The organism is Cupriavidus basilensis (assembly GCF_000832305.1).
Lineage (GTDB): Bacteria > Pseudomonadota > Gammaproteobacteria > Burkholderiales > Burkholderiaceae > Cupriavidus > Cupriavidus basilensis_F.
The window spans coordinates 1,495,196-1,508,791 of sequence record NZ_CP010536.1; the positions used below are offsets into that span (position 1 = coordinate 1,495,196).

Here is a 13,596-nt window from a genome sequence, read left to right on the forward strand (position 1 = left end):
TGCCAAAGGGCCAGCGAAAGCAGCCGCCGACCGCCCGGCAATAGGTGGCGGCAGTCGTCATGCCTGAAAGTGAAGCGGGGATGCGAGCCCCGTATCAGGACACTCCTCTGTCGAAAGCCAAAAATGCCGCCACTTGCCAGGCGGAAGGCGCGAGCTGGGAGCAAGAGAAACCTGCATGGACTTTGCGTGCCGCCGGGGTAGCGTCCGGCCACTTTCTTCAATTTCGACAACGGGACGAAACGAATGGCATACCTGCTCTTGTTGGTGGTGCTCTGCTTCTGGCGTTTTCCCGTGACGCCGGCGCTGTCGGGGGCTGGATCGCCCGCCTGGCGGAGTCAGCCAAGCCCACAGCCTACTCCACGCCTGGGTGCCAGGGCATGGAAAACGGAGTGGGGTTAGTGGCAGCACCATGACGACTTCAACACGGGAATGTTGACGAAACCCGGCTTCGGCCGGGTTTGTCTTTTCTGGGGTCGGCTAGATCCGCTAGCCTAGATCTTGTCGAAGCTAGCCATCAGCATGAGCCGGCCCGCGGTGTCAGGGTGCCACGCTTGTACCAGCTCCTTGTGCCGCATCCCAGGCTCGGCGTACAGGATTCTCACCGCGACAATTCCGACGTGGTAGGACCAATAGGCGAATGTGCACCTGCCATCGACGTCGTTTCCATTCACTTCTGTCCAGCCCGCGACCCTAGTACCCGGCTCGTGGGACGGTGTTGGACCGATGGCAATGAAGACGTGCGGATGCGCCGTTCGAGTAAGAAAAGCACTCGCAAACGGGCGGAGATCGATTGGAACCTTGTGTTCGGCGATTAGACAGCCGAAAAGCTTCACGAAATAGAGGTGGGTATCAAGCAAAGCATCCTCCACCGGTTGCTTGAATACTTCAGCCATCTCAATTGAGTCCCCCGGTCGGATAGATGGTCGACTTCTCAGATCGCCAGACAATTGCTCCCATGCTTTGTCATACGGCTGGCTGAGATTGTTGTTGCAGTCCGCGCATAGAAGAGCCTTCGACTTGAAGGCCGGATCCATCACTGTGCGTTTTGGGACGTTGCGCGCCTTACTCGAGTGAACATAAAGAAGCTTGTTCTGAGAAACGTGCCCAAACAACCCCCTCAGATCGGAGACCTTCATCAGGTGCTCTCCCGTCTCGGCAGCTTTCCCGCAGATCCAGCAATCCATTTCCCCCTCCTGCAGTACGTTCGGTCCTGACGTGAATTCTAAGGCAACAGGAGATCAGGCCTCTTGTTGGGGAAGATGGAAAACGGCGTTCCGCTGACTCAATCCCGTATCCCAAGATGAATCCATGCCACCCCGGAAGATCGTGCAGTCGGGTCACGCGGGTGAGGGGTAAATCGCCCGGACACATGACATGGCGCGGGGCCGTGTCAATCCGACACCCCGCTACGGCAGCGCCCAGCGCGAAAGCGTAGCCCGATGGGCGCACCACCCAAGGAGATTGAGCATGTGGTTTCCCGTTTGTGTGTTCCTATGGGCCGGTGTCTTCGTGTCTGCCTGTGGCTGGCCGAGCGACGACGGTTGAGGCATGCCATGAAACTCACCCCGGCTTACCGGACCCAAGCGATCGAGGAAGGTGGACTGCCGGTCCCCGGCGAGTTGGCGCAACGGAGCGAGCTATGAGCGTCAAACACTTCGGCAAGAACACGGCCGGCCGAGATTTCGCTGTCGGCGACATCCACGGTTGCTTCTCGCGCCTGCAGGTGAAGCTCGACAGTATCGGGTTTGACCCATACTGCGATCGACTCTTCAGCACCGGTGACCTGGTGGATCGCGGCCCGGAATCGGAGCAAGTGCTCTCTTGGCTGGACAAGTCATGGTTCCATGCGGTGCGCGGAAACCACGAGGACATGGCAATCCATCACTACCGCCACGGTATCGACGTGTACGCATACAACGCTAACGGCGGTGCGTGGTTCATCGGTATGACCCCGGCGGAGAGGGCAGATTATGCGCTTGCATTCGCCGACCTTCCGGTGGCCATGGAGGTGGAGACTGAATCCGGCTTGGTTGGAATTGTTCACGCCGAATGTCCCGTCACCGACTGGTCTCGCCTTGAACTCGCACTGACTGGCCCAGCCAAGCAGATGTACGAGGCTTGGTGTATGTGGCAGGACCAGCGCATCAAATGCGTTTGCGATGATGACGTGGCCGGCGTGCGCGCCGTGGTGGTTGGCCACTACGTTGTAGAGCGCTTCACCAGCCTTGGCAATGTGTACTACTGCGACACTGGGGCATATCGCCGGGGTCGCGACTTCACGATCATCGACTTGGCGACTATGGAGCCTGTCAAGGCGGCCTAGCCCTGGGTCAGACTGACCGATTGTCTCCCGTGCTATCCCGGCATGTTGGCCCGCAGCCCACCCCGCTGCGGGCTTTTTTCTTCCCGGAAAATGAAACTCATGGGGATGGGCCCCGCCTCCCATAATCCTCCGCATGGCAACCAAAATCACCGGCGAAGACGTCCAAGCGATGGTCTCCCATTGGCTGGGCACGCCCCCCAATGGCTATCTCGGCTCGCCCTATGGCTCGCCGATCAAGGACATGCTCCAGACACCCCAGGCAGCCGGCCTGGCTGATGCCTTCCTTGGGAAGCTGCGGACCGACGTCCCCGTGATCACTGCGCTGCCGAACAACGCCGTCAACCTGTACTACCAGGACACCCAGCCGGACAAGCGGAGCATCTTCGTTGAAGTAGCCGGGAAACTGATCGAAGCGCCAAAAGGCTGATGCATGTACACGAAGAGCGACTTTGACCGAGCTGTAGCTGACAGGATCCAGGAATACCCAGCCGTTGCCACGCGGTTCCAGGCTGGAGACCCCACCGTTCTCGCCAGCCTGAGCGCCATTTCGCAGATGGCTTCGATGCTCTCGCAGCAACTCGAGATTGGCATGATGGAGCCCTTCGAGAAGGTGCGGGACTCCACTGTGCTCGCCGATGCCGCGCTGAAGGGCATCATCCCGGTTGGGACGCCTACCCGGGTAAAGGTTCTGGTGGCCAACCCGACGGCAGCCGACTTCGCGCTCATCGCTGGACGTAGCGTTCTGGACCCGACTGGTCGTCCCTACGTGGTGGATACCCCCGTCACAGTGGTGGCCGGCGGCACCGGGTTTGCCCAACTGCTCCAGCGCCAGACCCGCACGATCGCGCACACGGTCACAGGGTCTCAGCCCTTCTACACCATCGAGGTGCCGCAGCCTGACGACGGCCAGTACATCGGTGGGATTGCCCTAGCGGATGCCCATGGGAACGCATTCACCTACGCCCAGGAGTTCACAAACGTCGGCGCTGGCGATCGCATCTTCCACGTGGAATCAGACGAGTATCGCCGGATCTTTGTGAAATTCGGATATGGCGGGGTGGTGGGATACCAGCCGGCGGCCGGTGAAGCCTTCACGGTGACGGTGAACGACACCAACGGGAACTTCGACCTGGACCCGGGTAGTCCGTTCGCACTCGAGTACACGCTCGCGCCGCAGGACTCGATGGTGAAGATCACGCTCGATTCGGTATTGGTGCCGGGGCAGAATCCCATCGATATGGATACCCTTCGGGAGCTCTGCAAGTATCCGTCGACCTATGACGCGAGCGCTGTGTACCTGGGGGAATTCGACTTCCTTATCCGGCGCAACATGCCGAGCCTCAAGTTCCTGTCCGTCTGGAACGAGACCATTGAGGAGCAGGTGCGTGGGGCGAGCGTCGACAACATCAATCGGCTGTTTGTTTCATTTCAGCCGCCTGACGGTGGCGATCGGACGACGTACGAGAGTGACATTCGAGCCCTCATCACCAAAGCGGACGACTCGTACGATGTTGCCTTTGTCATGCCGGTGGTGCTACCAATCGGTACCACCATTGCTGCAACAGTCGCACGAGTTCACGAGCCTACGGCTGTCTCGACGCAGATTCAAGATGTCTTGCTAGGGCAATACGGGATCGATTCTGCGACGGCCAAGGCGGGGATGTTCTACCCGCAGTACAAGCGCGTGTACGAGCAGTTGCGAGCAAATGTGGCGGCGCTCCAGGACGGAGGGAGCGATTTTACCGTCAGCATCGGTGCGCTGCCGTCCACGCAATTGCCAGAGCAGTGGCGCTACATGACCGCCGATAGCCTAACGATTGCGGTCACGCTGTCCAACTACAACATCGGCTACTGGGGTCGCTAGCCGTGGAGGACATGACGCCCACTCTGGGGCCACTTCAGAACAGTTGGGAAGCCAACGAAGTTGAGGCCGAGCTCAAGCAGGTATTTCTGGACCTGTTTGCGACCTATCTTCGTGGGGACGAGCGGGACCTGAATGTCTATGGTACCGCTCATCTCGGCTCACTGGATCTGCTGGCCCGGAGTATCAAGCGGGACGGACTCGCCGTATTCGGCGATGACACCAACGCGGTTCGATACCTGTATCGCGCCTGGCACGCTCGCAATCCTAAGCGGGGTTTGACCTTCCTTCGAACGTACCTCCAATTGCTCTGGCCGGATGGCTGGCGGGTAGAGCAGATGTGGCAGGACAAGAGTCAGTCCTACCCAACGAAGCTGGTGGCACGAGGTGAACTAGGGGCCAACCCACACGACACCCACTACCTCACAAGCCGCATAACCGTTTCGATTGATGACGACAATGAGACGGGGGTAAGTATCCCGCGAGTGTTGCCGGCGCTACGGTCCGTCATGGCCGCGCGCTTCGTACTCGATATCGAGGTGCTGAAGCGTGCGGGGAACACCATTAGCGTTGCATCAGGGGCGCTCACGGAGACCTTTGGCTTTTATGATGGGCAGTTGCTGGTGGGAGTGCCACCTCCAAGCCCCTCTCAATCTGATCTTTCGATGCTCTACACCGCGCTCGATGTCGGCGCGAAGCTGCCATCCGCTCCAGATTCTCTGCTTCCTTGGTACTCGTGGATCCTGGCTGTGCCGGGCTGGTCCAGTTCTTGGACAGCTTCCCAGCAGCGAGATGCAATTACGCAAAGGCTCGCGGCCTTCGCGCCATATCTGGACGAACTGCATACGCTTGTCAACGTGACCTTACCGCAAACCTTCCAGTAGGGCCGAGCAGATCGAGCGGTAGGCATCCCGGCGAACTGGATATCGATTTCGGGAAATTGCACGGTTCGGTGGCTGCCCCAGATTGTTATCTTGCGGCTATTGAGCAAGGGCACTGAAAGAGCTATGAGTAACCCGCTGCAGGACAAGGTAGACCAATTCATCGTGGATGAGGGTCTCAACCATCAGTATGTGAACGGTGACCAGAACACCCTTGTACAGACAGCCGGTGGCCCGGTGCCGTCAATAGCCAAGCAGGCGAAAGACAATGATGCGGCTATCAACGCGGCTGGCTTACTCGGTCAGGTAAACGCGAGTAAGGACGCAGCGCAGTCTGCAATGACAGGTGCTCAGTTTGCTATGACCGGTGCTCAGGCGGCACGCGATGGCGCGCTGATCCAGGCTGGCGTCTATGTGGATGAGCCGACGGGGCGGGCTGCCGTTGCTGATGGGCAGGCTTTCAAAGTGCAAGGTTCGGGCGTTATCGCGGCTTTTGAATATAGACGCGTAAATAGTGCGTCCGCAACGCTGATAGCGATCTACCCATCGTCGGCTGCTGTATCTGCTTTGCAGTCAATCCTTCCGTCTCTCGCACCGTCTGGATATGCGTGGGCACTTACTGATGCGTTCTTTAGTGCCGCTATCGGCGTAAAAACGGACGGCACATTTACCGCAGTAGTCACGGACATCGCGAACCTCGTGGCCACGGTGAGCCGCATCGGAAACCTCACAACGGCATCCTCACCGCCGGCCGGCTACTCTTATGCCTGGATGGATTCCCTTGGGCAAATGGCAGCAGGCATTACAACATCTGGTTCGTTCATTATCTCGAATCTAACGGCGCTGCTTACCTCCATCAATCAACTGAATATCGGATCGTCGTCCGTAATATCTGAGCAGAGCACGCCAACTTCCGGAGTGTTCTCGATTAAGGACGGCTTTGGGAGTACGGCTGCGCGGGTTAACGCCGACGGTAGCGTTGAGGTGGACACGCTAACCGTGCGAGCCCTAAAGGTCACGAGCGTGAGTGCGCAAAGCCTTGCGGTTGCGGCATCTACCGTTTCAGCGCTCATGCCAGACATGCCGCACGTCATCAGCTATGGTCAGTCCCTCGGCGAAGGTGTGAATGCGTTGCCACCCTTGTCGACGGTGCAGAAGTACAACGCAGTCAGTTTCAATGGGGGAGTTCGCGCACAAGATGGCGGCACCGATCCGGCAGTAACGCACGCAAGCCTCATCCCGATGGTTGAAACGCAGTTCGATACCGGGAATGGTGTTGCAGGCGAGACACCATTGTCTGGCATGACGGAGTTCATTCACGAGCGTCTAGTTGCCGAGAATCCCGGCTTCAATGCCTCGGCGATGTCATTGCTCGGCTCTGCTCCTGGGCAGGGAAGCCAATCGATTGCAAATCTGTCGAAAGGTGGCTCTTATTATCAGCGGCTGCTCAATGACGTATCTTATGGCGTCAGCCTTGCCAATGCAGCGAGCAAGTTGTATCAAACGACGGCAATAACCTGGACGCAGGGCGAGGCGGATCAGAGTCTCGGCACGTCAGCCAGCGCCTATATCACCGCGCTAAACACTCTGCTTGCTAATGTGAATTCGGATGCCGCAGCCGCCAGCGGACAATCCCAAGCCGTTCGCATGATCATGTATCAGATGGGCTCATATAAGGCGCTTGGCGGCACCTACCCAACAATCGCATTTGCGCAGCGAGATGCGTGCCGGCAAAACGCCAATATGTTCCTGGCTTGCCCGATGTACCAGTTCGATAACTCGGATGCTGGCGTGCACCTGACAAACGTGTCGTCAAGGTGGCTGGGTGCCTACTACGGTCTCGTCTATAAGCGGGTCGTAATCGATGGCCTCGTCTGGAAACCGACCATGGCGACATCGTGGGTCAGGCAGGGAAAGGTTGCTCTAATCAAGTTCAACGTTCCAGGTGGGGGCCTTGTATTCGATACCTCATATGTGACTGACCCGGGGAACTACGGGTTCTCGCTAGTGGATTCTTCTGGCAATCCGCTGACGATCAGCGGCGTGTCTCTCTTGCAGAACGATACGGTAAAGATCGTTGCGGCCACCGCGATCCCGGCTGGCGCGAAGTGGCGTTATGGCTGGGGCAATGGGACAGCGAACTACGGCAGGACAGCAGGTCCTCGTGGCTGCTTGCGGGACAGCATGGGCGACACCATCGTCTATGCAGGCGCGGGGAATCAGCCCATGCACAACTGGGCCATCGTTGACGAACAAATTCTCAATTGAGGTGAAGTATGGGTGTTAGCCTACAAATCAATGACGCGCTGTTTAAGTATGCGGTCGCGCAGCAACTCCCGAAGACGGCCAACATTGTCGGCCTATTCAAGCTCGGCGGCGGCGCAGGTGCGGTGCAGAACAACCTTGTTCCTGGAGCGGCGGCAACGTCGCTAGTCGGGTCGCCGACGATCAACGCCAACTCCATGTCGGGGACGTACCTTAACGGCCTGAACACTGGCGTGGCGATGCCTGCAACCTTGACGCTGGCTGCCCTGATGAAGGCACCGGCAGCAGCAAGTGCAGTCGCCATGGGCAACTATGACGGTGCTGCGCCTAAAGGCGCGTGCTTCTATTTCAATGGCAACCTGAATGGACTCTGTGCCGGCAGTGCAGGGAGCGCGGCGGCCAATGCTGGATCTTTGGCCGGCTTGACCGCTGGGAGCTATTACTTGATGTACGTGACTTACGACGGCGGCACGTTGGAGGTTGGGTATGTCAACAACGGATCATTCACCTCCGCCTCTGCTGCGGGAGTGGTTACCGGGATGCCGTCCAGAAACGTGAGGCTGCTCGCCGACTACGATGCAACGGCCACATTCCCGAATACCATCGAGATGGCACATGCAGGCGTATGGAATGCCGCGCTTTCGCATTCCGATCTTCTGCTCTACTACAACTATCTCAAGAGCCAGCTTGGGTCAGTGCTAACGATCGGATAAGCGCCGCATGATACAGAGGGAATCTGCGCCGCTTGTGAAGGGCGCCTTGGCCTTCGCGCGGCTTTGTATGGTTACGCATTGGCAGTGACTGGGTCAGTCTCTGCTGTGGAGCGCTGCGCGGGGAATAGATGATCACGAAGGCGCAGACTTGGCCGTTCAATGGCCTTGGTGATGATGACTGCCAGGATGATCGCGCCGCCGTATTTCATGGAAAGCTCGACGACTGGCGGGATAGTGCCAAGGCCGGATTTCAGCCACATCCTTTCGAGGGCTCTGAACATGACGAACTGAAAGACATACGTGGCATATGAGTAAGTGCCGATCCAAGCCACAAAACTCGCGAGTCTATTCCGCGAGGTGACCGTGCGACCGTCGAGAATCAGGAGCAGGAAGGCTGCCGCCCCGATGTACGCAATCGAGTATCCATACAGTCGCAATTAGTACCTTTTCAGAATGGGCGAAAACCAAGAAGGAGACGCTAGCTGCCGCAACGGCCGCCCAAAGCCACTTGTACTTGAGGAGAGATGAGAACATCTCCGGCAAGAAGAACTTCGCGTACGCCAGCAGCACGCCGCAGGCTAGGGAGTCAATTCGGAACTGCGTCTGAACCTGGAGTGTGTGCGGATCAACGCCAAGTATGCTGCCAGAGACCCGCGCCACCAAGGCGACAACCATTATCCCGGCGAGAACCTTGGGAACACGCCTAATCTGGGCGACTCCCAGCGAGAACGCTGATGCGAGTAGGGCGAAGAGCAGATAGAAATGCTCCTCGACTGCGAGGCTCCATAGATGACTGAGAGGCGTGAGCCAGTAGTTTTGCAAATGGAGAATCGTCTGAGGGACAATCTCCATGGGCTTATATCGGCCAGTCACTACGAGCAGCGCAATATACAAATAGAGGACGGGCCATATCTTGAAGGCTCTACGGATCAGGAATCGTCCTGCGGCAAATCCACCAGTCCGCTTTATTTCGCTGAAGATCAGGCCGCCGACGAGGAACCCGCTTAGCACGAAGAACAGATCAACGCCGGCCCACCCTATTGTCCTGCCAGGCGCCTGCATCCAATCTAGTACAGCGTAGCCAGTATGGACGTTGAAATGCCAACCAACCGCAAGAAGAATCGCAACCCCACGCGCAAAGTCGAGTTCAATCAGGCGCGGCTGACCGAGTGTGTTTTTCATCTTCAGCAGATTGAGATCAAGTAGGCCCGCGGCGCGGTCCAATCTGGCAGCGAGTATACGGTGGCTGCGTATTCTGGGATCCCCCAGTTCGGGGGGGTACGCATCTCCACCGGAGCCGGTTTTCGGCAAATAGCCGCACCAGGGTGGCTTTTTTATCTTAGGGCGTCCATGTACGCACCAGTCTTGATTTCAGGGGCCAGGGCCTGAATGCAAGAATCCAGACGCAGACCAGAGGCCCAAAAATAGGGATCAGGGCTAGATACTCGTAGCCCGACTCGAAGCGGGCCATCCGGAAAACCTTCCGGAATGGGAAGAACCAGAGCGCCTCGAAGACGAGGAAACCCAGCAGGTAAATGCTCATAGCGGCCTCATGGTGCAGTGCACACGTTGGAAGCAGTGTACGGCCGGTCTGCATTCTTTGATCCCCCAATATTGGGGGAGCGTTTGAGTCTGAACTCGAATTGCTCCCCACCCCCTAGCATTTCCTCCATCCAAAGCCGGTTACCGAGTTGCCCGAATAGGCAGAAACCGAAGTGCAACCACACCCCGGCCAGAGCGGGCATTTTCTTTTCCGGGGTCACAAATGCCCGAACCAATCAGCGCCGGCCCCCCCCCCGCGCCTGCACTGCGCCCGGCCGCCTGATCTTGCCGCTTACTCTGCCGCTTTGGCTCTTGGCGCACGCGGCGCAGCCTCCGCATTCATCCGATCGGCAGGGTAAGGCTGCATGAAGCTCCTAGCCCGCTCCGGATCCCGGCAGGTCAGCCAGTCGTCCCATTCCGCCCGAGGTACGATGACGATCATTCGCTTTTCCTTGCCTGGCGCATGGAAGCGGCTCATCAGCGGATGCTTGTCCGAGTTGATCGTTAGCATGGTGAAACTGAATACCTCGGTGCCGGCGTCGCCCGGCCACGCCCGCCAAAGGCCAGCGATGGCGAAATCCGGCTCGTCCTTCAGCCAGATCCGCCAGCGGACTGACTTGGGCCCGCTCTCGTAGTTGGGTTCATAGAACGCGCTGGCCGGTACCAAGCAGAGTTGCCCCTTCTTCCATGAACCGGAGAACGAGCGCTTCTCGCCAACCGTCTCCGATCGTGCATTGGTGGTATCGAACTTGGCCACACCGGGTGGGATTCTGGCCTTCGGCACCATGCCAAAGGTTCCGACCAGCGCTTGGCGCGCGCCGTCGCCGGCGGCCACGATGATTGGCGCTGCGTAATCCGGCCAGGTCTCTGGCGGATAGTCCAGGGCGGGCGGCTCGACGCCGTAGACGTCACGCAGCAACTGGCGCTGGACAGGGGCGTAGTTATTGCACAAGGCTAGTCCCTCCGATTTTTATTGCGAGTGTAGACGCTTTGCTGCGGCGGCCCGAAGAACTCCCGCTCCCATGCCTCCCGTTCCTCGATGCATGGTTCGCCTTGAATCTCCGCGCGGAATTTGTCGAGAATCTGCATGTGGGAGGCATGGCAGCCGCAGTCGTATGCCTTCTGCAACTGGTTGGCGCGCACCAGCAGTATGCGCAAACGATGGATCTCCCACAGGAGCTCGCGGACCTCAGGGCACGGGTTGCGCGCATAGATCGCACGGAGCTCGGCGGCGGTACGCCTCGGATACTCATAACGTCCGTCCGGACCAATCGGTAAATTTCGCGTCATGACTCAGGATTTCTGGGCTGGCAAGACGCGTTGCGCCTTCTCCGCCACTCGGCGGTGCTTTTCCTGTGCCTCTTCCCAACTCGATGAGGTGAACACCTTGTCGACGGAGGGGCCCTTCAGATGCGTCAGGAAGACCGGAATATCTCCCCTGGCGTCTGACCACGGGCTGAAGCAGGTCCAGACGTGAGCACCTTGGTAGGGCAGGTCAGTTCGGAGCACAAAGCGGCGGAAGCCATCCTTAAGGAAGCGGTAGTGAGAATGTCCGTCCAGGACGTGTACCGGCCGACCGTTGGGGTCCAGGATGTAGAGGCGCATGGTGAACGGATCTCCATAGGCATCCGGAGTGCCGCCGCGCACCGCATGGCGTAGCGCGCGCACCCAAGGCTCTGGGGCATCACTCAGGGTCATTTTGTCAGAAAACCACTGTATGAATGTACAGTATAACTCAGCTGGGATGCGGAGCGGAAAACTAGCCAAGGATGCATGACTGCCGCCGCTGACAATGGGGAAACGGTATCTCCATTGGCTGCTATGCAAACCGAAGTCATTCGCTACAACCTCCGAGACCGGGGCCGCCAGTTCCGAGGCAAGGAACGCAATTTCGACGTGCCGCGCATCGTTGCAACTGTGAACGGCGGGGCATGCCAGGAGAAGGTGCGTCACCGGGACATGTTCGGCTACTTCGGGCACTGGCCCCGGGTGAAGTTCGGCATGAATCCATCGGAAGGTGGCCTGGTGGACGGCAAGCAGGTGGCAGTCGAGCCGGCCTTGGTAACGATCTCCCTGAAGGCCTTTGACGATGGGACGATCGAGCATCAAGCCGAGTTTCTCGATACGAACGCCGGCCGGCTGGCTCAGCGCCTGTACGCGAGCAAGGCGGGAGGATTCTCATCCGCCATCGATGAGTTGCGCCCCGAGTTCTACGGTTTTGACTACGTGCTCGAGCCAAACTACACCAAGAATCGGGGCTATGACCTGGCGCTGGATGGGGTGCTGGGTACGTTCGATGCTGTCGAGGCGGTAGCCGAGTACCAGGAGCAGATCGCCGGCATCGGCAAACTCTTGGACTGTGTTCAGCAGGACCGGGACAGGGCGGTGGGCGATCTCGATCGCGCTCTGTCGGTAGTTGGCAGGATGGAGGCGGAGATTGTGCAGCTCCAGTCCATGCTGATGAAGAAGGGGGCGGCGGCTACCCTGGACTCTATTGGCACGCTTGAATCGGTCATGCCAATCGTGACGGATTCTGACGCTACCCACCGACTCCAACGGACCATCCAAGGTTTCAGGACCGCAGTCCTGGCACGCATCGATGAGCCTAAGCAGGCTGAAGAGCCGGCCCTAAAAGGGTTTATGAGCCGGCTTCTGGGCCGCTAGCAATGCAAGAGACAAAAAAGGCCTTCGGGCACTATCTCGGTGGGTACTACTCGTCCCTCGTGCCGACCACCCCTGCCATGACCGAGTTCTGTGCTCGCGGGCTGAAGTCATGCATCGTCTACGCACCGGGCCGGATGATCGACGCAGCCGAGGAGATGCTCGCAGCCTGGCGCAGGAACGACAACAATGGTCAGCCGGGTAGCAGTGCGTTCCTCCCAGTGATGATCGTGGCATTGGCCAAGGACTACGTACCGGTATCTGGCGATTTTTCGCGCCAGGTTGGTGACGACGAATGGATCACAGTGCCGGCAGACGAGAAGGGTCGCATTTTCAAGTTGCGACAGATGCAGGGGGATCGAAGGGCGCAACTGCTGATCGCGGCCGCCGAGGAGGAGAGCGCCAGGAGCTTGGCAGCTCAGTTTTGCCTCTGGGTGGCCTCCGTTCCCAATCGGCGTTTCTACGCGACATACCGGTTCGCGGGCCTCGATCACCAGTGGCCGGTAATGATCGAGAACATCGACACGCCGGCGCAGAGCATCCAGACGGATGAAAAGAACCTCACCCTGCTGGTGGTCGATATCATGCTGCGCGAATCGATTCCGCTGTTCCGCGCGCCCAAGGGGGATGAGCCGAACGATGGCAAGGGCGATGGTTCGCCGGAGGATCCCAACGGCTATCCATACACCCGAGTGATCCGCATCACGGACGAGGTGGTGGGCACGGAAATGCAGGTGGACGACACTTACCAGGTGCCCATCTTTGGTGGGGGTGCCATCGCGATCGCCAACACCGACGATGCGTTGACGACGCTCCTCAACTCGACCATGCCAAGCCATAACCTATGACCAAGCGTCTCATCCAGGCATCGATCACCGGGTTTGAGGGCGAGCCGAGAACCGTCTATTCGCTGTATGACCTGGACACGGGTCTCTTGGTCGTCAACAAGGAGGTGGCGTTTCGAGAGGACCGATTTGGCGGTTGCGTGATTGTCAGCAACGCAGAGTTGCCCGCGCGCGAGGCCCTCTTCACCGTTGATCACTTCCCGGAAGCCATTGAGGCATTCTTCGAGTTGAGCCGGGGGAAGCAGATCCACATCGAGGATAAGGCGAGCCGGAGTAACCCTACTCACTGCATCCAGGATGACGGCCTCAGCACCAACGGTGGTCGGACCTACCGGATCAATCCCAACACCTTGAATTGCCAGGTGGCCGTCATGGCCACCTGCTGGTATGTCAAGCGGTCACGTACCCTAAACAAGGTCGTGAACATGGCCGATCGCCTGCTTGAGATCCAACGCGGCGGCATATTGAGCGTCTGACCGTTACGGAAAACGCCGAGCTTGGCGCG

Annotated in this window: 15 protein-coding genes; 9 read left to right on the forward strand and 6 right to left on the reverse strand. The window is 58.8% G+C overall.

What is annotated here, in order from left to right:
- Nucleotides 1–491: 491 nt before the first annotated feature.
- Nucleotides 492–1,184, reverse strand: coding sequence for a hypothetical protein (locus tag RR42_RS06955; RefSeq protein ID WP_043345114.1), 693 nt, complete (start codon nt 1,182–1,184; stop codon nt 492–494).
- A gap of 455 nt (nt 1,185–1,639) precedes the next feature.
- Between RR42_RS06955 and RR42_RS06960 the strand changes: the two genes are divergently transcribed.
- The 6 genes from RR42_RS06960 (at nt 1,640) to RR42_RS06985 (ending at nt 8,043) form a co-directional block, all read left to right on the forward strand.
- Nucleotides 1,640–2,323 (forward strand): metallophosphoesterase, encoded by a 684-nt coding sequence (locus RR42_RS06960; RefSeq protein ID WP_043345115.1) that lies wholly within the window; start codon nt 1,640–1,642, stop codon nt 2,321–2,323.
- A 133-nt stretch (nt 2,324–2,456) separates the two neighbouring features.
- Complete coding sequence (locus RR42_RS06965) at nt 2,457–2,750, forward strand: hypothetical protein (protein ID WP_043345117.1); 294 nt, start codon at nt 2,457–2,459, stop codon at nt 2,748–2,750.
- Nucleotides 2,751–2,753: 3 nt separating this feature from the next.
- Nucleotides 2,754–4,187, forward strand: a complete 1,434-nt coding sequence (locus tag RR42_RS06970; protein ID WP_043345119.1) for a hypothetical protein — start codon at nt 2,754–2,756, stop codon at nt 4,185–4,187.
- 11 nt (nt 4,188–4,198) lie between these two features.
- Entirely contained in the window at nt 4,199–5,068 is an 870-nt protein-coding gene (locus tag RR42_RS06975) for a phage tail protein (RefSeq protein WP_043345122.1), read from the forward strand.
- A 123-nt stretch (nt 5,069–5,191) separates the two neighbouring features.
- A complete protein-coding gene (locus RR42_RS37620; protein ID WP_052494491.1) occupies nt 5,192–7,333 on the forward strand; it encodes a sialate O-acetylesterase in 2,142 nt (713 codons plus the stop codon).
- Between the two features lie 8 nt (nt 7,334–7,341).
- Nucleotides 7,342–8,043, forward strand: coding sequence for a hypothetical protein (locus RR42_RS06985; protein WP_043345123.1), 702 nt, complete (start codon nt 7,342–7,344; stop codon nt 8,041–8,043).
- Between the two features lie 71 nt (nt 8,044–8,114).
- On the opposite strand, the gene RR42_RS06990 is transcribed toward RR42_RS06985, so the two are convergent.
- The 5 genes from RR42_RS06990 to RR42_RS07015 all read right to left on the reverse strand — a co-directional run bounded on the left by RR42_RS06990 (nt 8,115) and on the right by RR42_RS07015 (nt 11,190).
- Nucleotides 8,115–8,324: a hypothetical protein gene (locus tag RR42_RS06990; protein WP_144409760.1), complete on the reverse strand. Its 210-nt coding sequence runs from the start codon at nt 8,322–8,324 to the stop codon at nt 8,115–8,117.
- 64 nt (nt 8,325–8,388) lie between these two features.
- Nucleotides 8,389–9,225 (reverse strand): acyltransferase family protein, encoded by an 837-nt coding sequence (locus RR42_RS06995; protein ID WP_144409761.1) that lies wholly within the window; start codon nt 9,223–9,225, stop codon nt 8,389–8,391.
- A gap of 652 nt (nt 9,226–9,877) precedes the next feature.
- Nucleotides 9,878–10,537, reverse strand: coding sequence for an SOS response-associated peptidase (locus RR42_RS07005; RefSeq protein ID WP_043345131.1), 660 nt, complete (start codon nt 10,535–10,537; stop codon nt 9,878–9,880).
- Nucleotides 10,538–10,539: 2 nt separating this feature from the next.
- Nucleotides 10,540–10,875 carry a hypothetical protein gene (locus RR42_RS07010; protein WP_043345134.1) on the reverse strand — a complete coding sequence of 112 codons (336 nt, stop codon included), beginning with the start codon at nt 10,873–10,875 and terminating at the stop codon, nt 10,540–10,542.
- A 3-nt stretch (nt 10,876–10,878) separates the two neighbouring features.
- A complete protein-coding gene (locus RR42_RS07015) occupies nt 10,879–11,190 on the reverse strand; it encodes a hypothetical protein (protein WP_043345135.1) in 312 nt (103 codons plus the stop codon).
- Between the two features lie 168 nt (nt 11,191–11,358).
- On the opposite strand from RR42_RS07015, the gene RR42_RS37625 reads away from it, so the two are divergent.
- From RR42_RS37625 to RR42_RS07030, 3 genes are read left to right on the forward strand one after another with little or no spacing between them, the layout of a single operon-like run.
- Complete coding sequence (locus tag RR42_RS37625) at nt 11,359–12,249, forward strand: hypothetical protein (RefSeq protein ID WP_052494492.1); 891 nt, start codon at nt 11,359–11,361, stop codon at nt 12,247–12,249.
- 2 nt (nt 12,250–12,251) lie between these two features.
- Nucleotides 12,252–13,094 (forward strand): hypothetical protein, encoded by an 843-nt coding sequence (locus RR42_RS07025; protein ID WP_063778399.1) that lies wholly within the window; start codon nt 12,252–12,254, stop codon nt 13,092–13,094.
- Nucleotides 13,091–13,567, forward strand: a complete 477-nt coding sequence (locus tag RR42_RS07030; RefSeq protein WP_043345139.1) for a hypothetical protein — start codon at nt 13,091–13,093, stop codon at nt 13,565–13,567. The genes RR42_RS07025 and RR42_RS07030 overlap by 4 nt, the downstream gene beginning before the upstream one ends.
- The last annotated feature ends 29 nt before the right edge of the window (nt 13,568–13,596 follow it).

Coding starts and splice junctions, on each gene's coding strand:
- RR42_RS06955 (WP_043345114.1), bottom strand. CDS start 1,184: ATGGATTGCTGGATCTGCGGGAAAGCTGCCGAGACGGGAGAGCACCTG.
- RR42_RS06960 (WP_043345115.1), top strand. CDS start 1,640: ATGAGCGTCAAACACTTCGGCAAGAACACGGCCGGCCGAGATTTCGCT.
- RR42_RS06965 (WP_043345117.1), top strand. CDS start 2,457: ATGGCAACCAAAATCACCGGCGAAGACGTCCAAGCGATGGTCTCCCAT.
- RR42_RS06970 (WP_043345119.1), top strand. CDS start 2,754: ATGTACACGAAGAGCGACTTTGACCGAGCTGTAGCTGACAGGATCCAG.
- RR42_RS06975 (WP_043345122.1), top strand. CDS start 4,199: ATGACGCCCACTCTGGGGCCACTTCAGAACAGTTGGGAAGCCAACGAA.
- RR42_RS37620 (WP_052494491.1), top strand. CDS start 5,192: ATGAGTAACCCGCTGCAGGACAAGGTAGACCAATTCATCGTGGATGAG.
- RR42_RS06985 (WP_043345123.1), top strand. CDS start 7,342: ATGGGTGTTAGCCTACAAATCAATGACGCGCTGTTTAAGTATGCGGTC.
- RR42_RS06990 (WP_144409760.1), bottom strand. CDS start 8,324: ATGTTCAGAGCCCTCGAAAGGATGTGGCTGAAATCCGGCCTTGGCACT.
- RR42_RS06995 (WP_144409761.1), bottom strand. CDS start 9,225: ATGAAAAACACACTCGGTCAGCCGCGCCTGATTGAACTCGACTTTGCG.
- RR42_RS07010 (WP_043345134.1), bottom strand. CDS start 10,875: ATGACGCGAAATTTACCGATTGGTCCGGACGGACGTTATGAGTATCCG.
- RR42_RS07015 (WP_043345135.1), bottom strand. CDS start 11,190: ATGCGCCTCTACATCCTGGACCCCAACGGTCGGCCGGTACACGTCCTG.
- RR42_RS37625 (WP_052494492.1), top strand. CDS start 11,359: ATGACTGCCGCCGCTGACAATGGGGAAACGGTATCTCCATTGGCTGCT.
- RR42_RS07025 (WP_063778399.1), top strand. CDS start 12,252: ATGCAAGAGACAAAAAAGGCCTTCGGGCACTATCTCGGTGGGTACTAC.
- RR42_RS07030 (WP_043345139.1), top strand. CDS start 13,091: ATGACCAAGCGTCTCATCCAGGCATCGATCACCGGGTTTGAGGGCGAG.